The sequence below is a fragment of the Enterococcus sp. AZ196 genome (assembly GCF_050498845.1).
Lineage (GTDB): Bacteria > Bacillota > Bacilli > Lactobacillales > Enterococcaceae > Enterococcus_A > Enterococcus_A murrayae.
In genome coordinates, this window is record NZ_JBIPAM010000001.1 from 1,651,106 (window position 1) to 1,675,384 (window position 24,279).

General features: G+C 39.0%; 28 protein-coding genes. 2 read left to right on the forward strand and 26 right to left on the reverse strand.

Annotated elements, in window-relative coordinates; genetic code table 11:
- The first annotated feature begins 111 nt into the window (after positions 1-111).
- The gene (locus IGI67_RS08025) at positions 112-1,212 is read left to right on the forward strand and encodes a M24 family metallopeptidase (protein WP_429957357.1); all 1,101 of its coding nucleotides are present in this window, start codon (positions 112-114) and stop codon (positions 1,210-1,212) included.
- 43 nt (positions 1,213-1,255) lie between these two features.
- Here the strand turns inward: IGI67_RS08025 and IGI67_RS08030 are convergent, their stop codons facing one another.
- The 16 genes from IGI67_RS08030 to pstC all read right to left on the reverse strand — a co-directional run bounded on the left by IGI67_RS08030 (position 1,256) and on the right by pstC (position 14,738).
- Positions 1,256-1,738: a helix-turn-helix transcriptional regulator gene (locus tag IGI67_RS08030; protein ID WP_429957358.1), complete on the reverse strand. Its 483-nt coding sequence runs from the start codon at positions 1,736-1,738 to the stop codon at positions 1,256-1,258.
- A gap of 114 nt (positions 1,739-1,852) precedes the next feature.
- Positions 1,853-2,419 carry a YtxH domain-containing protein gene (locus tag IGI67_RS08035; RefSeq protein ID WP_429957359.1) on the reverse strand — a complete coding sequence of 189 codons (567 nt, stop codon included), beginning with the start codon at positions 2,417-2,419 and terminating at the stop codon, positions 1,853-1,855.
- A gap of 2 nt (positions 2,420-2,421) precedes the next feature.
- Complete coding sequence (locus IGI67_RS08040; RefSeq protein ID WP_016181289.1) at positions 2,422-2,859, reverse strand: DUF948 domain-containing protein; 438 nt, start codon at positions 2,857-2,859, stop codon at positions 2,422-2,424.
- Between the two features lie 119 nt (positions 2,860-2,978).
- A complete protein-coding gene (locus IGI67_RS08045; protein WP_429957360.1) occupies positions 2,979-3,539 on the reverse strand; it encodes a TetR/AcrR family transcriptional regulator in 561 nt (186 codons plus the stop codon).
- Between the two features lie 165 nt (positions 3,540-3,704).
- Entirely contained in the window at positions 3,705-4,598 is an 894-nt protein-coding gene (gene galU / locus IGI67_RS08050) for a UTP--glucose-1-phosphate uridylyltransferase GalU (RefSeq protein ID WP_207109344.1), read from the reverse strand.
- Between the two features lie 23 nt (positions 4,599-4,621).
- The gene (locus IGI67_RS08055) at positions 4,622-5,641 is read right to left on the reverse strand and encodes an NAD(P)H-dependent glycerol-3-phosphate dehydrogenase (protein WP_429957361.1); all 1,020 of its coding nucleotides are present in this window, start codon (positions 5,639-5,641) and stop codon (positions 4,622-4,624) included.
- A gap of 131 nt (positions 5,642-5,772) precedes the next feature.
- Positions 5,773-6,603 carry a prolipoprotein diacylglyceryl transferase gene (gene lgt / locus IGI67_RS08060; protein ID WP_429957362.1) on the reverse strand — a complete coding sequence of 277 codons (831 nt, stop codon included), beginning with the start codon at positions 6,601-6,603 and terminating at the stop codon, positions 5,773-5,775.
- A gap of 1 nt (position 6,604) precedes the next feature.
- Complete coding sequence (gene hprK / locus IGI67_RS08065; RefSeq protein ID WP_207109347.1) at positions 6,605-7,540, reverse strand: HPr(Ser) kinase/phosphatase; 936 nt, start codon at positions 7,538-7,540, stop codon at positions 6,605-6,607.
- A 427-nt stretch (positions 7,541-7,967) separates the two neighbouring features.
- Positions 7,968-8,330 carry a phage holin family protein gene (locus IGI67_RS08070; protein WP_207109348.1) on the reverse strand — a complete coding sequence of 121 codons (363 nt, stop codon included), beginning with the start codon at positions 8,328-8,330 and terminating at the stop codon, positions 7,968-7,970.
- On the reverse strand, positions 8,330-8,647 hold the full coding sequence (locus tag IGI67_RS08075; protein WP_207109349.1) for a PspC domain-containing protein: 318 nt from the start codon (positions 8,645-8,647) through the stop codon (positions 8,330-8,332). Before IGI67_RS08075 ends, IGI67_RS08070 begins: the two co-directional genes overlap by 1 nt.
- 25 nt (positions 8,648-8,672) lie before the next feature.
- Positions 8,673-10,214 (reverse strand): daptomycin-sensing surface protein LiaX, encoded by a 1,542-nt coding sequence (gene liaX / locus IGI67_RS08080; protein ID WP_207109350.1) that lies wholly within the window; start codon positions 10,212-10,214, stop codon positions 8,673-8,675.
- A 182-nt stretch (positions 10,215-10,396) separates the two neighbouring features.
- Complete coding sequence (gene phoU / locus IGI67_RS08085; protein WP_207109351.1) at positions 10,397-11,074, reverse strand: phosphate signaling complex protein PhoU; 678 nt, start codon at positions 11,072-11,074, stop codon at positions 10,397-10,399.
- 92 nt (positions 11,075-11,166) lie between these two features.
- Entirely contained in the window at positions 11,167-11,922 is a 756-nt protein-coding gene (gene pstB / locus IGI67_RS08090) for a phosphate ABC transporter ATP-binding protein PstB (protein WP_207109352.1), read from the reverse strand.
- Between the two features lie 55 nt (positions 11,923-11,977).
- Entirely contained in the window at positions 11,978-12,778 is an 801-nt protein-coding gene (gene pstB / locus IGI67_RS08095; protein ID WP_429957363.1) for a phosphate ABC transporter ATP-binding protein PstB, read from the reverse strand.
- Between the two features lie 147 nt (positions 12,779-12,925).
- Positions 12,926-13,813, reverse strand: coding sequence for a phosphate ABC transporter permease PstA (pstA, locus tag IGI67_RS08100; protein WP_207109354.1), 888 nt, complete (start codon positions 13,811-13,813; stop codon positions 12,926-12,928).
- Positions 13,806-14,738 carry a phosphate ABC transporter permease subunit PstC gene (gene pstC / locus IGI67_RS08105; RefSeq protein WP_207109355.1) on the reverse strand — a complete coding sequence of 311 codons (933 nt, stop codon included), beginning with the start codon at positions 14,736-14,738 and terminating at the stop codon, positions 13,806-13,808. The genes pstA and pstC overlap by 8 nt, the downstream gene beginning before the upstream one ends.
- 412 nt (positions 14,739-15,150) lie before the next feature.
- On the opposite strand from pstC, the gene IGI67_RS08110 reads away from it, so the two are divergent.
- On the forward strand, positions 15,151-16,140 hold the full coding sequence (locus IGI67_RS08110; protein WP_429957364.1) for an alpha/beta fold hydrolase: 990 nt from the start codon (positions 15,151-15,153) through the stop codon (positions 16,138-16,140).
- 110 nt (positions 16,141-16,250) lie between these two features.
- Here the strand turns inward: IGI67_RS08110 and IGI67_RS08115 are convergent, their stop codons facing one another.
- The 10 genes from IGI67_RS08115 to prfB form a co-directional block, all read right to left on the reverse strand.
- Positions 16,251-16,502 (reverse strand): helix-hairpin-helix domain-containing protein, encoded by a 252-nt coding sequence (locus IGI67_RS08115; RefSeq protein WP_429957365.1) that lies wholly within the window; start codon positions 16,500-16,502, stop codon positions 16,251-16,253.
- 6 nt (positions 16,503-16,508) lie between these two features.
- Entirely contained in the window at positions 16,509-16,901 is a 393-nt protein-coding gene (locus tag IGI67_RS08120; RefSeq protein ID WP_429957366.1) for a VOC family protein, read from the reverse strand.
- Positions 16,902-16,968: 67 nt separating this feature from the next.
- Positions 16,969-17,745 (reverse strand): helix-turn-helix domain-containing protein, encoded by a 777-nt coding sequence (locus IGI67_RS08125; RefSeq protein WP_429957367.1) that lies wholly within the window; start codon positions 17,743-17,745, stop codon positions 16,969-16,971.
- A 113-nt stretch (positions 17,746-17,858) separates the two neighbouring features.
- On the reverse strand, positions 17,859-18,707 hold the full coding sequence (locus IGI67_RS08130) for a phosphate ABC transporter substrate-binding protein PstS (RefSeq protein WP_207109359.1): 849 nt from the start codon (positions 18,705-18,707) through the stop codon (positions 17,859-17,861).
- A 232-nt stretch (positions 18,708-18,939) separates the two neighbouring features.
- Positions 18,940-20,388 (reverse strand): cardiolipin synthase, encoded by a 1,449-nt coding sequence (cls, locus tag IGI67_RS08135; protein WP_429957368.1) that lies wholly within the window; start codon positions 20,386-20,388, stop codon positions 18,940-18,942.
- Positions 20,389-20,448: 60 nt separating this feature from the next.
- The gene (locus IGI67_RS08140; RefSeq protein ID WP_429957369.1) at positions 20,449-20,886 is read right to left on the reverse strand and encodes a GNAT family N-acetyltransferase; all 438 of its coding nucleotides are present in this window, start codon (positions 20,884-20,886) and stop codon (positions 20,449-20,451) included.
- Positions 20,887-20,931: 45 nt separating this feature from the next.
- On the reverse strand, positions 20,932-21,252 hold the full coding sequence (locus IGI67_RS08145; protein ID WP_207109362.1) for a DMT family transporter: 321 nt from the start codon (positions 21,250-21,252) through the stop codon (positions 20,932-20,934).
- Between the two features lie 241 nt (positions 21,253-21,493).
- Complete coding sequence (gene ftsX, locus IGI67_RS08150) at positions 21,494-22,378, reverse strand: permease-like cell division protein FtsX (protein WP_207109448.1); 885 nt, start codon at positions 22,376-22,378, stop codon at positions 21,494-21,496.
- Positions 22,371-23,060, reverse strand: coding sequence for a cell division ATP-binding protein FtsE (ftsE, locus tag IGI67_RS08155; protein WP_207109363.1), 690 nt, complete (start codon positions 23,058-23,060; stop codon positions 22,371-22,373). The genes ftsX and ftsE overlap by 8 nt, the downstream gene beginning before the upstream one ends.
- Positions 23,061-23,157: 97 nt before the next feature.
- A protein-coding gene (prfB, locus tag IGI67_RS08160; RefSeq protein WP_207109364.1) for a peptide chain release factor 2 occupies positions 23,158-24,268 on the reverse strand; the annotation gives its coding sequence in 2 pieces (ribosomal slippage) (positions 23,158-24,195 and positions 24,197-24,268; 1,110 coding nt in all).
- Positions 24,269-24,279: the final 11 nt, after the last annotated feature.

Consider the following 24,279-nt stretch of genomic DNA (forward strand, 5'->3'; position numbering starts at 1 on the left):
GTTTTACACATTTTTCCTTAAAAATCTGTAAGCGTTTTATTAGAATCATTTTTCAATAAAATTTATTAGTGTTACAATCAGTATAACGCCAAAAGAAAGAAGGATGCTTTAATGAACCAAGAAAAAGTTTTGGAACTACGAAAATGGATGCAAAAAAACGAGGTAGATTTGGCTTATGTTTCTGATGCGAGTCATATTGGCTACTTCTCCGGCTTTGACAGCAATCCGATGGAACGTGTATTGGCATTGTTCATTCCACTTGAAAAAGAGCCGTTTTTATTTGCACCTGGCCTCGAAGTTGAAGACGCAAAAGCCAGCAGCTTTGAATATGATGTTGTAGGCTATTTAGACAGTCAAGATCCATTTGCCATCATCGTGGATGAAATCAAAAAACGTTATGGTTTTCCTAAAAAAATTGCGTTAGAAAAAAATCAGCTAGTACTAGATCGTTATCTACGTTTGAGTGAAGCTTTTCCTTCCGCTGATTTTTCAGCTGACCTGACTCCGCTAGTCCAAGAATTGCAATTATATAAGACTGAAGATGAGTGTCAACGCTTGCTCGAAGCAGGTTCTACTGCTGATTTAGCTTTTGAAATCGGCTTTAGACACGTGAAACCAGGTATTTCTGAAGAAGAAATCGTCGCGGAGATCGAATACGAATTAAAGAAAAAAGGCATTAAACAAATGTCCTTCCCTACCGAAGTGCTCGCTGGACCAAACGCTGCCAGCCCACACGGTACACCGGGTAAAAATACTTGTAAAGAAAATGAACTCGTTTTGTTCGACCTTGGTACAATCGTTAATGGCTACTGTAGTGATGCAACTCGAACCGTTGCTTGCGGCAAGCCAACTGATCACCAAAAAGACATCTACAACATTGTACTAGAAGCCCATATGGCTGCTTTAAACGCTGTAAAACCAGGTGTCACTTGTGGTCAGCTAGACAAGCTTGCTCGTGACGTCATTGAAAGCCACGGCTACGGTGAGTATTTCAATCATCGTTTGGGTCATGGAATTGGAACTACGATCCATGAATTCCCGCAAATCGTTGGAGGAAATGACCTGGAGGTTAAAGAAGGCATGTGCTTCTCAATCGAACCAGGTATCTATCTGCCCAATGATGTTGGTGTTCGAATCGAAGATTGCCTATTCGTAACAAAAGACGGCTGCATTCCATTTACTAAGACATCAAAAGAATTAACGATCTTATAATAGAAAAAAACAGAAACACCGTTCAAAACGAACGGTGTTTCTTTTAATTGTCTCCTCTTTCTCTTTGATCACTAAAAAAATACCAACTTGTACTAAAGTATGCTAATAGAAGCAACACCAAAAATAAATAGAATACATTGTCCTTAAGAGAATGCAAATACCATAGTAAAAAAGCAAAAACAGTTGGCAGTAAGACAAAACGATTCCAGGGCTGTTTCCAATTACGACGAATTGTTACCCATACTACCCGTAATGGAAGAAATACAATCCCAAACAATAGCAAACCTAGACCCCATTGAAATTTTCTCATAAAACGTTCCTCCTCACCTTTTTTTGAAGAAGACTCCTCTACTAATTGAACAGCTAAAACTCTCTCTAAACTTTTTTTAGAAATGGCATCAGGCTCACTTTTACCCAACTCCCATTTTGAAATGGTTTGTCTAGTCACATAAATTTGATCTGCCAATTGCTGTTGAGTCATCTTCATCGCTTCTCTTTTTGAACGAATCGTTTTTCCTATTTCCAATTTCGTTACACCTCAATTATTAATTATTGTGACATCAGATTACAGCAATATTCTGCGTTGCACACGCAACACAAAAAAAATAGCCCTTAACGCTAAGGGCTACATTATTCCAACTTACTCTGGATTATTTTTTTCGACTTCTTCTTTTAATTCTTCTTTGATTTCAGAAAAATCAGTTTTTTTCTCATTTAACTCTTTTGTTTTATCCGCTAAAGCTTCTGCTCCTTCAGAGGTGGTTTCCTTCGCAGCTTCTTTTGTCTCTTTGACATCAATTACGATATCTTCTGTAGTATCTTCAGCTACATCTTTTGCTTCGCTTGCCGCTTTACGAAAACGATCAGATAAATCGGAGCTTTGACGTTTCAAATCTGCCAAAGTATCAGAGGTGATATCATCCATGTCATCCATAGCATCTCCGGCTTTACCCTTCACGTTTGAAGCCAAATCATTTGCTTGATCGCCCAAGTCAGAAGCCCGATCCTTCACAATCGACCCCATCTCACTTGTCTTCATAACAAAGTCATCCGTGTAGTCTGAAGCTAAATCTAACCACTCATCAGTTTTTTTCGCTAAGTCTTCCCGCATCTCTTTTCCTGACTTCGGTGCTAATAATAAAGCTACTACCGCAGCAGCTGTCCCTCCAATTAAGGCACCCGCTAAAAATTTTCCGCTTTTTGCCATTCTTATCCCTCCGTTTTCGTTGTTGTCTTACGATCCCTAAAGAATCTCATCGTGGTCGCGCCGACCTTTCCTGCAACACTTGCTTTTGCTGCATTCTTTCCTACGCCGCCAACTTTTCCTGCTAAATTACGACTAGTCGTATTTAAATCTGAAACACTCTGACTCAGATCAGCCACTGCCGTAAATAATGGATCAATCGTTTCCACTTTTCCGTTAATATCATTCAGCAAGTGATTACCTTTTACTAACAATCCTTCTACTTGCTGCATGAGTAAATCTACATCTTTGGTAAGAACATCGATCGTTGTATTGGCTTCAGTTACCGTCGTCTCAACTTTTTCAACTGTTTTTGACACTTGACTCAAGACACGCACTAAAAATATAACCAAAACAACAAATGCAAGTGCCGCAATAATTGCTGCAATGCCGCCTAAACTCATTCAATCGCTCCTCTCATTTTTCACTCATTATGCTAACTTAAATTATACCATTCCCAAGGAAATTAATGAAAGAGAAAGAATTATACTAATTACTAATAAAAAAAGATATCTCAATTAAATTATTGAGATACCTTCGTGAAGTTTTGAAGAATGCCATTGTAAATGATTTCTAAGTCACTAATCAAGTCTGCTTCGTTAAAACTATTTCCAGTGAAGCATTCTGCATGACCGCGAAAATAATTAGTCATAACACGTTCTACTTGATTAATTTCCTTACTCGTCAGCTCACACTCAGAAAAGATTCGATCAAATGCAGCTCTTAGAAAGACAGCAATATATTTTTCATAAGAATCTATGTACTCTTTTTGATAAAATACAGTGTAAAATGCATTTTTATTTTTCGCAAAAACAGCCCAAGTTTTTCCTAATTCGATAAAGGCACAAAGATTTGCTCGGCCCAATAATGAGTCTATTAATTGTTCGCGAAAATCCTCCATCGCACGTCTTACCACAGCATGCCGCAGATCTGTCACACTGCCTGTGTGTGTATACAAAGAAGGAGATTTGACATCAAGACGATCAGCGATTTTATTTAGTCTCAATCCATTGAGTCCAGATTCATAGACTAACTCCATCGCACATTTGATAACGATTTCTTTATTTAATCGAGAAGTTTTCATTAAGTCTCCTTTTCAATATTGTTATTTCCAAAAAATATTATATAACGAAATAACTAATTAATTCTATTCGTTATAGTGATAATTCGCATTAAAAAATCAAATGATTCATCTTTTTAAAATAACTAACAATATAAAAAGCGTAGAATCAAATCTACGCTTTAAAAATTATTTTTTTATTTTATTTTGTCCGCTTAATTCTTTACCTAAAGAGATGATATAATCGTGTAATTTATCTTTAATCTCTGGGTGTTTCAATCCATATTCGATACTCGTTGTCATAAACCCGAACTTATCACCAACATCGTAACGTTTTCCGCTAAATTCCTGTGCAAAAACGCGTTGTGTCTTATTCAAGGTATCAATAGCATCTGTTAATTGAATTTCGTTACCGGCACCTGGTTTTTGGTTAGCTAATACATCAAAAATCTCAGGTGTTAGCAAGTATCGTCCAATAATCGCTAAATTGCTCGGTGCTTCTTCTGGTTTTGGTTTTTCAACGAAATTCTTCACGTTGAACAAACCTTTAGAAACTTCTTCTCCCGGATTTATAATTCCATATTTTGACGTCTCATCTTCAGGAACACGCATTACTGCGATCGTTGATGCATGAGTTTGTTCGTAATCATTCATTAATTGCTTAGTTAACGGAACACGATCTTCCATTAAATCATCGCCTAACATTACAACAAATGGTTCATTGCCAACAAAAGCACGAGCCTGTAAGACAGCATGTCCTAGGCCTTTGGGATGTGACTGCCGAATAAAATGCAGATTCACATCTGTTGTTTCTTCTACTAATTTTAATAGATCTGTTTTGCCTTTTTCCTTCAGATTCATTTCTAATTCAATATTTGCATCAAAATGATCTTCAATCGGGCGTTTCGCTTTTCCAGTTACAATCAAAATATCTTCAATCCCGGATTTTAAAGCTTCCTCAACGATAAATTGAATCGTTGGTTTGTCAACGATTGGCAACATTTCTTTGGCCATCGCTTTTGTAGCTGGTAAAAATCTTGTTCCTAAACCAGCGGCTGGAATAACTGCTTTTTTTACTCGCATCTATCTTGTCCCACTCTTTCTATTTATTTTATAGTAAATTCATTTTCAAACGTACCTTCACGCGTCATCAACTCACGACAAGCCTGACGTACGTCTTTCCCATTATATAAAACCTCATAGATCGTTTCAGTGATCGGCATACTGACATTCAAGCCATCAGCCAATTCTTTCGCGGCTTTCGTCGTTGAAACGCCTTCGACGATCATCCCCATATTCTCTAGAACTTCATCCAGTTTGTGACCTTTTCCTAAAAGATTTCCTGCACGCCAATTTCGAGAATGAACGGAAGTACATGTAACGATCAAGTCTCCCACACCGCTCAATCCTATGAAGGTCAATGGATTCGCTCCCATCGCAACACCAAGACGGCTGATTTCTGCTAATCCACGTGTCATGATCGCGGCCTTAGCATCATCTCCGTAAGAGAGACCATGTAACGCACCTGCTCCTAGAGCGATAATATTCTTTAATGCAGCCCCAGTTTCAACACCGATTACATCAGGATTCGTATAAATTCGTAAGTAATCATTCATGAATAGCTTTTGAACATATGTTGCCAATTCTTCATCCTTGCAAGCAGCAGTAATTGTTGTTATGTCATGAACAGCTACCTCTTCAGCATGACTTGGTCCAGATAAAACCACTACACCTTGACGTCGTTCTTCCGGAATTTCTTCAGCCAAGACCTCTGAAATACGTTTATGAGTATCTTGCTCTAAGCCTTTGCTGGCATGGATAATAACTGGTTTATTTTCAACTACTTGAGCAAATTCCTGTGCGACTGAACGGATCGCCTTCGTTGGAACAACAAATAAGACAGCATCCGCATCTTTTACCGCATTCTTTAGATTTTTTTCTCCTTTAATGCTTTCGGGAATTTTCAAATCTGGTAAGTAATGGCGATTTGTATGGTACGTATTGATTTCATCAATTTGTGCCTCGTGATTCCCCCATAGTCTTACTTCATGTCCATTTTCGGCTAAGACTTGTGCTAACGCCGTTCCCCAAGAACCCGGTCCTAAAACTGCAACTTTTTGTTTCACAGAGATTTCCTCCTAGTTTATATTAAACTTTTTTAGTGGATTAAAAAATAAATAAGCTTGATTATCCATAAATTCGTTTATTAAAAAAATTCTTCTTTATCATCATAGCATAGATAGCTGCTGCCTCGTTCTTAAATTAAAGCTTGATTAGCACCCTTGTCACGTTCGTAAGGCTTGATATCGATACGCTTTTTTCGACGATAGTAAAGTAAAATCAATCCGCCAACAAACAAAATCAACGACAACATTTGAGACACACGAATGCCACCAAATAGATACAAACTGTCTGTCCGCATTCCTTCAATAAAGAATCGGCCAAAGCTGTACCAGATCACATAACCTAAAAACAATTCACCACGCTTAACAGAAATTTTTTTTCGAATAATCAGAATCAGAATAAAACCCGCTAAGCTCCACATTGATTCGTAGAGAAACGTCGGTTGGCGAAATGCACCATCAATATACATATTATCGATAATAAATTGTGGTAAGTGTAAATTCTCTAAAAATTGGCGAGTCGTTTCCCCGCCATAAGCTTCATGATTTGTAAAATTCCCCCATCGACCCATCGCCTGTGCCAGCATAACACTCGGTGCCACCACATCTAAGAAGAGCCATGGATCGATAAAATTGTGTCTAGTATAGATAACCAAAACAATCGCCGCAGCTATCAATCCGCCATATATGGCTAATCCTCCGCTACGCGTGTTAAAGATTTGGATTGGATCTGCGAGATAGGGTTCTAAATCAAACAAGATGAAATACAAGCGAGCACCAATAATCGCGATTGGCAGAGCCCAAAGAATGAAATTTGTCATGTCATCTTCTTTTAAACCAACTCTTAGTGCCTCCCGATTCGCAAGCCACAAAGCAATGGCAATCCCAGAAACAATAATGATCGCGTACCAATAAATTTGAAGACCAAACAATTCAAAAGCTACGCGATTTATTTGTCCGATCATTCTATTGTCCAGAATTTTCTTCGATTAATTGGGTCAAACGATTCTCAAAGGTCTTCGTAGCATCGTAACCCATCGTGCGAGCACGGAAATTCATTGCTGCTACTTCAATGATAATAGCAACATTTCGCCCGGTCTTCACTGGAATCTTCACTTGCGGAATTTTCACTTCCGCGATTTCCACTTCAGTGTTTCCACTGCCTAAGCGATCATATTTTTTATCCTTCGACCAATTTTCTAAATAGACCACTAGTTGCAAAGGCATTGATCCCCTAACAGCACTCGCTCCAAATAGATTCATCACATCAATGATACCGATTCCGCGAATTTCGATTAAATGCTGTAAAATTTTAGGCGGTTCACCGACTAAAGTCAATTCATCTTGCTGGTAGACATCGACCCGATCGTCTGCAATCAAGCGATGTCCACGTTTAACTAATTCCAATGCCGTTTCGCTTTTGCCAATCCCACTATCGCCTTGGATCAATACACCTAATCCATAAACATCGACTAATACACCATGGACACTCGTACGAGGCGCTAAACCGCCATTTAGAAAGCTGGATATCTCACCCAGCAAACGAGATGTCGAGATAGGTGAACTCAACACAGGAATATTACGTTCACTAGCAGCTTTTATCATTTCTTTTGGCGGAGTTAATCCGCGAGAAACAATAAAGGCTGGTGTATCATCGCTGCACATCCGACGTAATACCATTAATCGTTCCTCTGGCATCATACGCTCTGCAAAGGTGATTTCTTTATTTCCAAAAAGCTGTAAACGATCATGTGAATAATAGTTAAAATAGCCGGTCAACTCTAACCCTGGGCGAGAAATATCGCCGGTAGTGATGACCCGCTCTAGGCTCTCTTCATCGCCAGTTACTACTTCCAATGAAAGTTTATCAACTAGTTCTTTTACTTTTACTGTTTCAGCCATATAATCCCTCTTTTCTACACTTCCGCTCTATTTTATCATTTTATCCATGGAGTGACTAGGTTCAGACAGCTTCTCCCCTAAGAAACAGAAAAGGCTTCATAAATTATTAATGAACTCGCATAAAAGAACCAACTAGTTTTATGAAGATCATCTGCATTTAGACTTACAATTGCTGCTCACTATGTTGGAAGTCATAGACACCTCAAAAAAGCCTCTTTCAAAAAAAAGCTTTTGTAAACATAATATTCTTCAAGCTTGCTAAAGCAGGAAGAAAATCGCACAGCTAATCAGTTTTAGAGAATTAGCTTTACTCTCACAATGTATACAATCTAGCTAACCAACCGGTTTCTATAAATAACTATCCATATTTGATTTTTGTCATCAGGTTGTTGCGAAAAGTTGGCACACAAAAGCGGATAGGTAAAAATTACCTATCCGCGTATTTGTCGATATTATGATCTGAAACGATCGCATTGACAATCGCCATGACAATAGCCACCAAAACTGAGATGGCAAAGCTAGAGAAGCCAAAACGATAATTTCCTAATAAGTTGGAAGTCAATTGCAGCATACCAGCGCTAATCACAAAGCTAAACAGTCCTAAAGTCATAATATTTAACGGCAGTGAAAGCAGAATCAAAATTGGTTTCACTAATGTATTCAATATTGATAAGACAAAGCTTGCGGCAATAGCCATCGTAAGACTTTCCACATAAACCTGATTGGGAAAGAGCACTGATAGTGAAATAAAAATCAGTGCATTAGCTATTAAGCGCTGTAGGTAAGTCATTAAAAGTCGCTCCAGTCATCATCGTCGATTTTATCCGCTTTCTTACGTTGGCGGGACGCTTTTTTCTCATAGTTGTTGTAGTCGTTGTTGCCATAATATGGGTTATTATGTCCATAAGAATCCCGGCCTCGCGGGCTCGCAGGAATCACTAATGCTAACAAGACATATAATACAACTGGCGCGCCGATTAAGCCGAAACTTAAGAAAACATAAATCACACGCACAATTGTTGGATCGATCCCGAAGTATTCGGCGATCCCAGCTAAGGTACCTGTCAGTACCACATTATTTCGTGACTTTTGTAATCTCTTTTGCATATGAATCTTCCTTCCTTATTATTTCCTAATTGTCGAAATCTTTCAAGAAAATGCTACCCGTGGTAGTTGATACATCGATTTTCGCCATTTCATCAGCTACTCGTCGAAATTGTAGTAAACGATTCGTTTTTTCCTTTTTCTCTCTGATCACTTCGTAGTTTGACAAACGATCATTGATGCTTCCTAGGCTTGTTTTAGCTAAACCTTCCAAACCAATCGTTTTCCCTACAGAAACTTTAACGTTTCCGTTAACTGAGCTTGCTTTGATTTTTTGTAAAGTATCATGGCCAGCAGTCAATTTCACGTCTCCATTAACCAATGAGATACCATAGTTTTGAATCGCTGCTTTAGTAGTAATATTCCCATTAACCGTTTCAATAATTGAATCTAAGATCGCGCCTTCGCGAATTTCGATATTGCCATTAACGCCTTGGATCTCAAGCATTGTTGCATCAATATGTTTGAAAGTGATATTGCCGTTTGTTGATTTAGCATAAACATCTTTAGCATCCATCTCTTCAACATTCAAATCACCATTTAGCAGTTTCACTGCTACATGATCGTAAGTACGTTTTGGCAAGTAGAAAACAAGTTCTGCTTGAACCCGCTTGTTCGGAATTTGGAATGAGATATGTTCATCATTCACTTCGATCTGACTGCGTTCCATCAATGATTGTAAAGGAGTTGCTTCATTCATTTTACCATAAAGTTTGATTTTCGCATCCACTTTAATAGCTGCGTCATCCCAAGCCTTTAAAGTCACTTTACCATTAGCTAATTTGATATCAAGCAAGGTAGGTTCAACATCTGTATATAAAAACTGATGTTCAAATTTAGAGGTTACCAGACCAGGAACTTTTACGTTGAAGTCTTTCCAGTCAACATTTTCCTCTACTGTATCAGAAACAGATTTCCAAGTCTTCTTCATCAAACGACCTAGTTGAACACCGGCTTCTCCCAATTTTTCACCAACCTGCGAGAAAGTTTCACTGGCTTGATCTTTCAAATCATCTGGAATCTCAATATGAGCGTAGACCCGTTTTTTACGCTTGTCCTTTTGATCATTTTGTACATTGCTCAATTCTTCTTCTTGCTCTTCAACTTGCTCTTCTAACTCTGAGATTTGCTCTTTCAATTCATCGATTGCTGCTTCGACAGCTTCGCGAATTTCATCGTCAGCTTCTGATAAAGTCTCTAATTCCTCTTTTGTATCTAACTCCATCAAAACTTCTTCTTTTTCATGAAGTGCTGCTTTTAACTCATTTTTCTTTTGGTTAATCTCATCAATGTGAGCGGAAATTTGATTCACTTCTGTTGCTAAGTCATCAAAATAAGCTTCAAGGTCTTCCAAGTCCTGTTCTTCAGAACCTTTCGCTTTTTTTCCAGTTTCCCATTCATCAACTAAATTGGTTGCTTGGTCGCGGTGATAAGAATCCACTTTATCTGCAGCCTGTTTGATCTGCGCTTCATCCTTTGCCTTGGCCATGCTTTCGAGTAAATCTAACCCTTCTTCAGTCGATAAAATACCTTTTTTTACTAATTCCAAAATTCTTTGTCTTTCATTCATAGAAATTGCCTCCTTCAAAAAGCAAATACATTACTTTTGTTTACATTCATATTATGCAATGTTTTTATCCGTTTGTCATAGGACTAAAGACCCATCTTTTCATCCGACTTCCTGAAGAGAAGAGTTTCTTCCTATTTAAATGTAGAAAAAACCAGCTAGAAAATTCCAGCTGGCCGCTTGTCTTAAAAAGTTTCATTACGATTACTGTTAAGCTCAGTGATTTTCCCTGTTGCTAAGTAAACGATCCATTCACATATATTGGTTACATAATCTCCGACACGCTCCAAATAACCAGCAACATGCAAGTAATCTGTTCCGCTGATAATTGTATCGGACTCTTTCTCCATTGTGTTAGTCGTCATATCATAGATTTTTTGGAAATAATCGTTTACCCGCTCATCCATTTTCGCAATCATTCGAGCATCTTTTTCGTCTGTTTTAACATAAGCAATCAAAACATTGTCCACCATCTTTTTCACGTAGTTGGACATCTCATTGATCTCTTTTTCAACCTCCAAAATTCGGGGCAGTCCTTTTAGACGAATTGTTGACTTTGCCACTGAAACAGCATGGTCTCCCATTCGTTCCAAGTCCGAGCTGGCTTTCATGATTGTAATGATCGTACGCAAATCAGTAGTAACCGGCTGCTGCAAAGCAATCATTTCAAAGCTCTTTTTCTCTAATCGGACTTCCATGTCATTGATCTCGACATCATGATCAATCACCTCTTGCGCTAATTTTTTGTCATGGTCAATATATGAACGAACCGATTTGTGCACGGCACTTGAGACCATCATCCCCATTTCATAAAACTGATTGTGAAGATTCAACAGATCTTCTTCAAATTGTGTACGTAACATCGTTGCCCTCCTTTTTCATGTTAAAGAATTATTTTCCTAAAGAAACTTAATTCTATTTCTATACTGTTCCAAGACTCTTTTTTTCTTGTTCACTAACCAAATTTTCCTGAGATGTAATCTTCGGTCTCTTGTTTTGCTGGGTCGAGGAAAATTTTCTTCGTTTTATCGAACTCAATCAGCTCACCTTGCAGGAAGAAGGCTGTGCGATCGGAAATTCGTGATGCTTGTGACATGTTATGGGTCACAATGATAATCGTATAATTCTCCTTCAACTCCAACAGCATATTTTCGATTTTACCTGTTGATACAGGGTCTAAAGCACTCGTTGGTTCATCCATAAGAATAACTTCTGGATTCACTGCTAAAACGCGTGCAATACAAACTCGCTGTTGTTGCCCACCCGACAGTGACAGAGCACTTTCATGCAATTTATCTTTCACGTCATTCCAGACCGAAGCAGCTTTCAAACTCTCTTCGACGACTTGATCAAGTTTGTTTTTATCCTTTTCACCCTTCAATTTTAACCCATAAATGACATTTTCGTAAATCGAAAAAGGAAAAGGATTGGGTTGTTGAAAGACCATTCCGATTTCTTTTCGCAGTTCTACCGTGTCAGTTTTAGGGCTATAAATATCTTTTCCCTTATACATGACACTGCCGGTAATCGTAACGCCAGGAATCAAATCGTTCATTCGATTCAATGAACGTAAATAGGTCGATTTTCCGCAACCGGATGGTCCGATCATTGCAGTGATTTCTCCCTTTTCGATTTCCATGTCGATGCCTTTTAAGGCTTCTTTTTTGCCATAATATAAATGAAGGTCCTTGGAAGTAATAATCTTCGACATTCAATTTTCTCCTTTTTCATAGATATGTTGAGTACTGAAAATTGGCATCCTTCTTTTAACCAAAGTGTCCCGATACGTAATCTTCAGTGGCTTGGATCTTCGGCCGTGTGAAGATTTTTGCGGTATCATCATACTCGATCACATGTCCTAAATAGAAAAATGCAGTATAATCGCTGATACGTGCAGCTTGCTGCATGTTATGAGTGACAATGATAATCGTATAATTTTCTTTCAACTGAACCAAGGTTTCCTCCACCGTACCTGTTGAGATGGGGTCCAACGCACTAGCTGGTTCATCCAATAGTAAAATATCTGGTTTCATTGCAATCGCACGTGCAATACATAAACGCTGCTGCTGTCCGCCAGAAAGAGCCAAGGCACTTTTATCTAGATTATCTTTGACTTGATCCCAAAGCGCTGCCTGTTTCAAGCTAGTCTCTACGATTTCTTCTAACTGATGCTTGTCTCGCATTCCGTGCTGCTTCAATGCAAAGGTAATATTATCACGAATAGATTTGCTGAAAGGATTCGGTCGTTGAAATACCATACCAATCCGTTTGCGCATTTCGTAAACGTCGATGTTCGATGCATTGACATCGACATCCTTATAAATAATCTTACCCGTTACACTAGCACTGGCGATGCCATCGTTCATTCGATTTAGCGAACGTAGATAGGTCGACTTTCCGCAGCCTGAAGGCCCGATCAAAGCTGTGATTTTATTTTTTTCAAATTCAAGATCGACACCCTTGATGGCTTCATTGTCACCATAGTAGACATGCAGATCCTCCGTATGTAACGCAACTTCACCAGGCATACTGATGATATTGCGTTCCTCCCAATTATATTCTTTCATCGAATTTCTCCTATAGTTCATACTATTTGTTGAAAATTTTCTTCTGTGAATTTCTCAAAATCTCACACCGTGTATTTCTTCAAGTATGTTTTCTGCGTTACAGCAATTTTTAAATTTACTACCTCATTAAAGAATGAGCTAAACGTTCTAGGCCGAAGTCATTTTTCTGTGCAATCGTTTCCCAATTGCCCGCGCTCCGAAGTTGAACAACAAAACGGCTAAAATCAACACTGCAGAAGCTCCCGCAGATACTGAGGTTCCATCTGGCATCGTTCCTTCTGTATTGATTTTCCAAATGTGTACAGCTAGAGTCTCGGCTTGTCGGAAAATACTTAACGGACTTGAAACGCTCAATGGATTAAGGTTGGTAAAATCTAACGCTGGCGCGCTTTGACCTGCCGTATAAATCAACGCAGCCGCTTCACCAAAAATACGTCCTGAACTTAAAATTACACCGGTTAAAATTCCAGGCAAAGCATCGGGGACAACGATTTTTGTCACTGTTTCCCATCGTGACAGCCCTAATGCTAATCCTGCTTCACGCTGGGTGTAATGAATCGCTCTTAAGGATTCTTCGATATTTCTTGTCAATAGCGGCAGATTGAAAAGAGTCAGGGCCAATGCCCCAGAAAGAATCGAAAAGCCATAACCAAATTGAATAACAAAAATCAAGAAACCAAACAACCCCACAACAACTGAAGGTAATGAGCTTAGGATTTCGATAGATGTTCGAATAACGTTCGTTACCCAATTTTTCTTTGCATATTCAGATAAATAGATTCCTGCTCCGAGAGAAATCGGCAGACTGATGATCATAGTAATCAACAGCAGGTAAATAGAATTGAATAGTTGAATTCCGATCCCGCCACCTTTTTGATAGGCCTTCGAAGGCGAGGTCAAAAATTCCCAAGACACATGCGGCAAACCACGGATTAAAATGTAAAGCAGAAGAAAAGCCAGGATTGCAACAATCAAAGCTGAGACAACGTAAAGGACACCTGTCGCAATTTTATCTGCGCGTTTTGCTTTATCCATTTGTTATCTCCCCTTTCTTTCCGATATAACGAATCAAAATATTGAAAACTAAAGACATGAACAACAGGATCAACGCCAATGACCACAATACATTATTCTCTACTGTGCCCATGATGGTATTTCCGATACCCATAGTCAAAATCGAAGTCAAAGTTGAAGCTGGCGTCGTTAAACTTGTCGGCATTAACGCCGCATTCCCAATCACCATTTGGATCGCTAAAGCTTCACCAAACGCACGCGCCATGCCAAAAACAACTGCTGTTAAAATTCCCGGCACCGCTGCTCGTAAAACAACTTTATAAATCGTTTGCCACCGCGTGCCTCCTAATGCTAATGAAGCTTCACGGTAATGTCGCGGTACTGATTTCAATGTATCTACCGTCATTGTAGTCACGGTCGGTAAAATCATTACAAATAAAACGAAAGTTCCTGATAAAATACCAAAGCCAGTTCCACCAAAAATCGACCGGATAAACGGTACGATCACCGTTAAACCAATAAATCCATAAACTACAGAAGGTATTCCCACCAATAACTCAATGACAGGCTGTAAAAATTTTTGTCCTTTATTTGGTGAAATTTCTGTCATAAAGACAGCAGCACCGATCGCAAACGGGGTCGCTACGATTGCCGATAAAAAAGTCACCATGAATGAGCCTAAAATCATAGGCAACGCTCCAACTAATGGCTTTCCATCCGGTCCCGTTGCACTAGGATTCCAGACAGTCCCAAACAAGAAGTCGAATACATTAATCTTATCTACAAAAAAGGTTGATAGCCCTTTACTCGCTACAAAATAGAAAATCGCTCCTACAACAAGCACAATCAACGCGATACAAACAAAGCTAACAAATCGTCCCCGTTGTTCGATTTTCGCACGCTTTGATTTCGTCGTTAGCGCTTTTTTTACATCTTCATTTTCCAAAGCCTACTCCTCCTGATCCTTCAAACTAATCCACTCGGTTTTTTGCAAACCAACAAAGTCATTCTACTCGTTGAAAATCAATTTCCTTTTAATCTCCTGTAACGCTTCCATGACAATTGTAAAGAAAGTGTAAACCAGATCAGAGCTTGACCGCAACAGAACTGCCTGAGAGAGTTTTTTATACCTTAAATCATTTATTTAGGTCTTAAGTTGCATTGTGAAGTACTACCAATACATTCATACTATTTATATAAAGATGACCACTCTGCTTTTTCAGCTTCGATTGTGAATAGGAAAAACCAATAAAAAGAATGCAGTATCGAACGCTGTTAACGGAATCCTATAAGGCTGGAAAATCAGATTTATTTTTGTAAGAAAATTAACTTCATTAAACAAAAAAAGGAGTAGGAATGTGAAAAAAGAATTGGATGAAAAAATCTTCGTGGAAGTAAACGGCGTGCAGCAGGGAATGTTTTTACAAAGTATGGATACAGAAAATCCGGTATTACTATTTCTGCACGGCGGCCCAGGATCACCAGAATTTGCCTTCACGCAAGAAAATCCAACAGGGCTAGAGGAACTATTCACGGTTTGTTGGTGGGAACAGCGAGGCAGTGGAATCTCATATCAAAGGCATATTCCAAAAGAAAAAATGACCATTGACCAAATGATTTCTGATACCCTCGTGGTAACAAGTTATTTACAAAAACGCTTCGCAAAAAATAAAATTTATGTAATTGGACATTCATGGGGTACGCTACTTGGAATGTTAACGGTCCAAAGAAATCCAGAGCTCTTTCACGCTTATATCGGTGTAGGTCAGCTGAGCAACCAATTAGAATCAGAGCGTTTAGCATATAGCTACATGTTGAATGAATTTCGGAAAAATGAAAATAGGAAGATGATTAAAAAACTGGAGAAATTCCCCATTGATCAAGGTGCTGAGGTAACTAATGCGTATCTCTCTGTACGAAGTGCCGGAATGATGAAACTTGGTATCGGTGTTATGCATCATTGTCAGTCAATGCTGGATATCGGCGGGATGTTGCTGCGTTTTAAAGGTTACACATTGAAAGAAAAGATTAAATTTATGCAAGGTAATTCCTTCGCTTTGAACTGTCTTTGGAATACCATTATGGCGATTGATCTCACAAAGGAAATTCCTGAACTTGCTGTCCCCGTCTATATATTGCATGGCAAATATGATTATCAAGTATCCTACACACTTGCAAAAGAATTTTCTCAGACCATCAAAGCCCCGTTAGTTGGCTTTTATACCTTCGAGGATTCGGCTCATAGTCCCTGTTTTGAAGAAGCAGAAAAAATGTGTCGAATCTTGCAAGAAGATGTCTTGCAAAAGCAAATACGGTTAGCGGATGATATTAGTCCTCAACTAATTTAAAAAAAGGCTCTGACAAACTGATGTCAGGGCCCTTTTTGTGATTGATCAGCTGGATAGAAGCAGCTTCATCAGAAAGCTGAAGCCCTCTGTCCTTACCGCTGTTTGAAAGTTTAATCCTGCCAATCCCACCAGTTCTGCTTATTTGCTGGCAGGTCGCCATCGTGATTAGCGTAATGTACGGCCAAACGATAGACATACAATGCACATCGATCAACTTTTTCTCCTTGCATTACACAATCCTTCAAATAGATTTCCTCCGGATCTTGCTTTTTTAGCGAAGCAATAGTTGGATACCCTGCCTTAATTAAATGCTGCTCCATATTCTTCCCAATACCCGGTATCACCTTTAAATTGTTTTCCATCGTCGATCAGCCTTCCTTGTATTCAGTAAAAGTCAAGACATATCCATCTGGATCTGTGATGGCAAACTCTTTCGCCCCATAAAACGTCGCATGAGGTTCCGTATAAATCGAATAGTTTTTTTTCGTATTTGCATAAAAAGTCTCAAAGTCCTCAACTGTGATATATAGTGTAATCGATGGTTGAATTTTTTCTGTCGCTAAGATCGGATACTCTTCACTCAAATTGTTTTTCTCTTGCAGCATCAAAGTGATTGCTTCTTTAGCAAGTATTGCAAATTGTAACGTCTGATCCTTCGCTGGAACCGAAGCCACTACCTCTAGTCCCAAAATCTCTTGATAAAACTTTACTGAAGCATCTACACTAGCCACCATCAAATTTGTTGTTATGTTTTTGTACATTTTTACCGCCTCCTTATTTATATCCTTATTCTAGCAAGTTCAAGGCTAAACTTATTGTAAAAATACGTCATTTTCTATACCGAGCAACTAACTCTAAAGGAGTAATTCCTAAATGCTGTTTGAAATCCTTATTAAAGTGCGGTTGATCATAGTAGTTCGTAACAGCAAGAATATCCGCCGGTTCTGCCTGCTCTGAAGTTAAAATTTGCAAACATTTTTGAAATCGTAAAATACTCAAAACCATCTTGGGCGTCAACCCAAAATGTTTTTTGAACAGCCGCTGGCATTGACGCGGACTAAAATAAAGTTGTTCGTATAATTCTTTGCTCGTCGGTGGAATTGACTCAAACAATGGCGGAAAAAGCTGAGTAAAATCATTGGGCTGTTGTTCTGAAAATTTTTCTAATAAGTATGTTTGAAAAGCTTCTTGCGCGGTTTCAAACGACATAGAAAAAAACTCTTCCAAATTAAAATCAGCAAAAACTTCTTGCAGTAAAATGAAATTCCCCATTGCCTCTTCAGCTGGCAATCCAGTTAATTGATGGAACGCTCCCGGCATCATTCGTGCACCAAAAAAGCGCGCCGGTACTTCAATCTCATAATCAAAATCTGTCTGCTGATTTCCTGTGAAAAAAAGCTGCCTTTGATCAAAATCCACGATCAGATCGATACAGCCATCCGCAATAATTATATTTTTCACACGAGCCTGCTCGTTTGTTTTTGGGAACATCTCCCAAAAACACAATACAAAATCACTACACTCAGGAATGATTTTCTCACGGTAAGTGACTAATCTAGTAAAAGTATCATTCAAAATAAAGGGCAATTGAATCGGATAATACATCGCTTTCTTCCTCCTTGTCGATAGTTAGCCATCATCTATGACGCGCTTTTTATCTCATCTACTAATTAAATTAGCAAAAAGGGCACAGATTAATTCCGTGCCCTTAAAAAATTTTATTTAATTTCGTTTCCCTGCCAATCACGTTCAACCTTCATATCAGATATCGGGATATAGCCCAGTTGGGGAACGACTTTCCCTTGGACCTCTTTTGAAAGCATGTAATCAAGAAAGTCTTTGACTAGTTCCGTTGGCTGTCCTTTAGTATACATATGCTCGTATGCCCAAATTTTCCAACGATTGATTGTTACATTCTCATCTGTGGGCTCGACATTGTCGATGTTCAGTGTTTGAACATCTTTTGTTACATAAGAAAAAGCCGTATAACTGATTGCTCCAGGCGTATCCGCAACAATTTGACGAACCATTCCACTAGAATCCTGCTCTTGTGCCCGAACCGCCGTCTTGCCGTCTAAGACCCACTGCTCAAATGTCGAGCGTGTACCACTGCCGGTCGCCCGATTCAAGATTACAATATCTTGATCTTTTCCACCGACTTCTTTCCAGTTTTTGATTTCGCCTAAAAATATTTTTTGCAAATTCTCAAGCGAAATATTTGTAACTCCAACGCCTTTATTCACGATCGGAGTGATTCCAACAACAGCAACTTTATGATCAACTAATTTTTTTGCATCAATCCCGTTTTTTTCCTCAGCAAATAAATCTGAATTGCCGATATCGACTGCCCCTGACTGTACCTGGCTCAGGCCTGTACCGCTGCCCCCGCCTTGGACATTGATAAATCTGCCTGGATTTTTGCTTTGATACTCTTCAGCGACTGTTTCGACTAACGGCTGCAAAGCAGAAGAACCAACAGCAGTGATCGATTCACCACGATCAATCCATTTCGAACAACCAGATAAAAGTAGAAGCGTACCCAATAGGGGAATTAACCATTTCTTCATGAAAAATCTCCTTACTCATTTTATAAGCAATCATTCTTCAAAAAAGAAAAATGACTCTTATTTTCATACTGGAAGCCATCCAACTAGCATTTTCTATACTTACTCTCTTTATATTCTTTCAATCAACATACTAATTAGCTAAGCTGGCATCCTCGTTCAATACTCATCTGTTTCACTCACTAAACAAGCTAGTTCATTTTATACTATCAAACCATGAAAGCGCAAATGATTTTTACAAGAGCGGGGAGATTAAACGAGCAATACCTTCTTTAAATTTGATTAGCATACCACGTTGTTCATACTTTTCCTGCGTTAAAAGCTCCGATTTCAATGAGTCTTTGTGAAATTCTTCTCGCAGCTCTTCTGCAAATTCAGCATCATAAACGATGGTATTTACTTCAAAGTCCAATTTAAAGGAGCGCACATCAATATTAGCTGAACCTACTGAAGCAATCCCTCCATCAATCACCATTGTTTTCGCATGAATAAACCCATTTTCATAGGTCTCGATAATTGCACCATATTCCAGTAATTCTGCCGCAAATGAATACGTCGCCCAGTAAACCAAGATATGATCAGGTTTATTTGGTATCTGCATTCGAACTTTTACTCCCGATAGCAATGCCAACTTCAACGCCTCATGAATCGGTGCATCCGGAATATAATACGGCGTCTGAATCAATATTTCTTTTTTAGCCAAATTTATCATTTTTAAATAAGTCAATTTAATCTGCTCGTGTTCACTATCCGGCCCACTGCTGACAATCTGTAAAGCTAATTTCCCTTCTGATTCGATCTCTGGAAAATAATCTGGCTGATAAACCAGCTCATGCTTTTGTTGCGAATTCCAATCCATCAAAAAACGATTCTGTAAGGTATAAACAGCTTGTCCATGAATCCGCAGATGATTGTCTCGCCAATAACCAAATTTATCCACTAAGCCAAGGTATTCGTCGCCGACATTGAACCCGCCAGTATAACCAATTTCACCATCAATCACAACGATTTTCCGATGATTACGATAGTTCATCCGTGGGTTTAAATAGGGTAAAAATAAGGGAAAGAAAAAATCGACCTCTCCACCCGCTTCAATCAAGGGCGCAAGAAAACGACGGTTCACTTGAGTGGAACCCCAGGCGTCTAAAAGTAGTCGCACCTTTACACCGCGTGAAACAGCCTCCACCAATGCCTCGCGAACCTCAAGCCCTAAGTCATCTGCTCGATAAATATAATATTCCATATGAATATGATATTTCGCTCGTTGAATGTCTTCAAGCAACGCATCAAACTTCTCGCGACCATCGGTATAAAGCGTGACTTCATTATTAGTAGTATACAAAGAACTCTCAAACATCGTCAGCATATAAATTAGCTGTCTTGGATCAACCTGATTCGTAGTCGGCTTTGGAAATAGTCCTCTCACCAACGCTCGTTGTTGCTGTTGAACTTCAACATTCATCCCGATTTTGGTTTGCATCTTCAAATCGAAAATACGTTCCTTAGATATCCCTTTGCCAAAAAAGACATATAAAACAAAGCCCAGCACGGGAATAAACGTTAGAACCAATAACCAAGCCCACGTATTGACTGTATCTTTACGTTCTCGAAAAACAATAATAAAAGATAAAATAGTGTTGATAATCAAAAAAAATAGACCTAAGTGCCCTGCCACAAAAGACATGCCTCCACACTCCTTCTCCTAAAGGATAGCTGAGAAAATGCTGAATGTAAACAATGTGCATTAACGATTTTGGGCATTTTCCAAAATCATCTCAATGTGAGGGATTTCATCTTCTAAATATATCTCAGAATTTTGTTCAAATCCAAATGAGCGATAAAAATCCACTAAATGTGCTTGTGCTGAAATGACAATCGTTCGATCTGGATAGCGTTTGTCAATTTCATTTAACGTCGCAGCAACAATTTTCCTTCCTAATTGCTGTCCGCGATACTTTTTCACCACTAGCACACGTCCAAAATGAATAATCTCTCCATCCTCCAAAATTCGTGCATAGGCTCGAAGTTCTCCTTCTTCTTCCAGACAAACATGCAGCGCTTGACGATCTTCCTCGTCAACTTCTTGATACGGACATTTCTGCTCCACTACAAAAACAGCGGTGCGAGCCTGCAAAATCGTTAATAACTCTTGCGACGTTAACTCATCAGTTGATTTAATCATAAGTACCTCCTATTTTTTCTAAAAATAGTTTATCGCACTTTTTGCTTAATGTCCGCTAGTAATCTTAATTCCAATGATACCGACTACTAAAAGAAGTACAAAAAAACAGGTCAGAGGGGATAAATGATCTTTAAAGAAAAATACACCGATCAAAATCGCACCCACTGCTCCAATCCCAGTCCAAATTGGATAAGCCAAGCTCATCGGTAACGAATGAAGCGATTTAGCCAAAAAATAAAAGCTTGCAATCATACCCACTATTGTTAATAACGAATAATTCAATTTGCTGAACCCTTCACTCATTTTCATCATTGTCGCCCAAAACATTTCGAAAAGGCCCGCAACAATCAACGATACCCATGCCATAATAAATAATCCTCCTAAAATAATCTGAAGTAATATTGCGCATACCAATGCTATAAAAAGGGAAACGACAAAAAGGGAGTCCAATTTCTTCAATGACCTAACGAAATTGGCTCCCTTGCTCGGTAGCGTTTTATTAACTTGATTCCTATCTTAAATTCTTTTATTGGAAAAGGCAAGCAAGAAGTTCTTTCTTAGTTGCAATAAAAAAACTTCTCTGAAAAAACAGAGAAGTTCACTTTTTTTAAATTTTCAAGAAGCGACGCATAGAAATCACTGAACCTAATGAACCAATCAGATACCCGCCAACTGCCATTGTAATATCCAATATCCAAACGATTTGGCTTGGACGTAACAGTGCTAGATTTGATTGGAGCAGATACGGTGCTGCTAAACCATAAACTTGCGAATAGCCATATGTTAAAACTAAGATTGGAACGATAGAACCTATCAAGCCAATCCAACCACCTTCAAGGAAAAATGGCCAACGGATATATCCATTCTTAGCACCTACAAGACGCATGATTTGAATTTCTGTTTTACGCGAAATAATCGTGATTCGAATAGTATTCGAGATCAAGAATATTGCTACAAAGACTAACAATGCTGCAGCTGCCAGACCCCAAGTACGAACTACCTTCGCCATTTGGATGATTCGATCAGCCGAGTTGCCGCCATAGTTTGCACGAAAAACATTCGGAAGCTGACTTGCTTCACGCGTTACAGGACGAATGTATTGCGCATCTGTCGCACTAACCACATATACATCGTAAAGCGGATTGCTGTCACCTTCGAATAAATCCCAAGCGTCACCCATTTGTTTTTGCAATTTTTTCAATTGATCTGTTTTACTAGAAAACTTCACTTTATCAACATGCTTTATATCCTGCAAATCAGATTTGAGCTCTTTTAATTCTTTGTCTTTTGTACCGATATCAACAAAAACCGTTACTTCAACATTGCCTTCAACGTCTTGTGCTAATTTTGTCGCGTTCATGATAACTGCCAGAAAGATTCCTGCCATTGTCAACGTAATTGTCACCGCACTGACAGATGCTAAAGTCATCCAGCCGTTACGTTTAACGCTCTTGATACTTTCCAACAAGTGTCGGAAGAAATTTCTAATCATCAAACTCGTATTCTCCTTCCGCTTCATCCCGAACGATCAAACCATTTTCAATTGCGATTAAGCGATGACGCATGGTATCAACAATCGTTTTATTATGTGTTGCCATCACAATCGTTGTTCCTTGGTTATTGATGCGTTCTAATAGCTTCATGATTTCCCATGAAGTATCTGGATCCAAATTCCCTGTTGGTTCATCAGCAATCAACACTTTGGGAGTGTTCACGATAGCACGCGCGATTGAAACCCGCTGTTGCTCCCCGCCAGACAGCTCACTTGGAAACACGCGGACTTTATGTTTCAGACCAACAAGGTCCAAAACTTCCATAACACGTTTTTTGATTTCTCGCGGCTTACGGCCAATTACTTGCATTGCATAAGCAACATTTTCATAAACTGTCTTACGAGGTAATAATTTGAAGTCCTGAAAAACAACGCCGACATCACGACGTAGGTAAGGAACTTCTTTATTTTTAATTTTTAATAAATCATGGCGAGCAACGTCTAATATTTTTCCAGAAGTTGCTTTTTCTTCACGATACATTAATTTGATGAAAGTAGATTTTCCGCTACCAGAGGGGCCAACGACATAGACGAACTCACCTTGATCGATACGGACCGAAATCCCACGTACAGCAGTTGTCTTATTAGGATACTTTTTTGTTACATCCTGCATTTCAATCATGCTTTATCTCTCCAAATCCTCTTAAATTCTTTGTTATTATAGCATGCCAACATTGCAACTGGCTTTCATTACTTTACAATTTGATTTCATTTTACCCTTAAACCTCTTGTGCTAAGCGCCATTTCAAATAAGCGTCAATGAAAGGATCTAAGTCGCCATCCATAACTGCCTGAACATTCCCCGTCTCATATTCTGTACGGTGATCCTTAACCATGGAGTAAGGGTGAAAAACATAAGAACGAATTTGTGAGCCCCAGCCAATTTCTTTTTGTTCCCCCCGCAGAGCAGCAGCTTCCTGCTCCTTCTTTTCTATCTCTAATTGATACAGTTTTGCTTTCAGCATTTGCATCGCAGTTTCCCGATTATGAAACTGTGACCGCTGTGCTTGACTAGCAACCACCGTGCCCGTTGGCAGATGAGTGATACGAACAGCTGAAGAAGTTTTATTGATATGCTGTCCACCTGCACCACTAGCTCGATAAACATCGACTTTCAAGTCATCAGTATTCACTTCAACTTCAATATTTTCATCTAACTCAGGCATAACTTCCACAGAACAAAAAGACGTATGACGTCGACTAGCTGAATCGAATGGCGAAATTCGCACTAACCGATGCACACCTTTCTCAGATTTTAAGTAGCCATATGCATTGGTTCCTTTGATCATTAAAGTAACACTCTTAATGCCCGCTTCATCACCTGATTGGTAGTCAATCGTCTCAACAGAAAAACCGTGTTGCTCTGACCAACGTGTGTACATTCTTAGTAGCATCGATCCCCAATCCTGTGACTCAGTTCCACCAGCTCCAGGATGCAACTCTAGAATTGCATTATTTTTATCGTAAGGATTGTCTAACAATAACGACAACTCAAAAGCAGCAATTTTTTCTTGCAACTTTACTAGTCGCTCTTCCAATTCCGTTTGCAACTCTGTATCGTATTCCTCTTGCTGCATTTCCCACATAACATTCAGTTCATCCGTTTCATTCGCGATTGCTTGAAACTGATCGTATGTTTCTTTCGCCGCATTGTTACGGTTGATTAAAGCCTGAGCTTTTTCCGAATCATCCCAGAAATCTGTTGCTGTCATTTGATTTTCTGCTTCAGCAATATCTTCTTCTAACTGCTCAAGGTCAAAGAGACCCCCTGAAGCTTAAGACCTGCTCTTGCATTGTGTCTAACGAATTGCGTATTTCTGCGTTTTCCAAATCTATTCCTT